Annotated in this window: 1 pseudogene; it reads left to right on the top strand. The window is 56.1% G+C overall.

Annotated features, from left to right (window positions below):
• Window positions 1–64 precede the first annotated feature (64 nt).
• Window positions 65–212: pseudogene (locus ACWGS9_RS36010) on the top strand (IS6 family transposase); the annotation flags it as partial.

Raw genomic sequence — 212 nt, 5'->3', positions numbered from 1 at the left:
TCTGTTGCAACCTTTTGATTACCTGCGCTGTGGCACGGAGCCTTCGATCATTTCCGAGGGTGCAATGTTCAAAGGCCCTCAGTTCGACCAATCTGTGATCCTGCTTTGCGTGCGCTGGTACCTTGCCTACAATCGGAGCCTGCGTGATCTTGAGGAGATGATGGCCGAGCGCGGCATTACGGTCGATCACACGACCATCCACCGCTGGACCG

This window comes from Mesorhizobium sp. Arg314 (assembly GCF_053714275.1).
The sequence above is the reverse complement of the archived record's forward strand: the minus strand, read 5'-3'. Positions and strand labels throughout refer to the sequence as shown.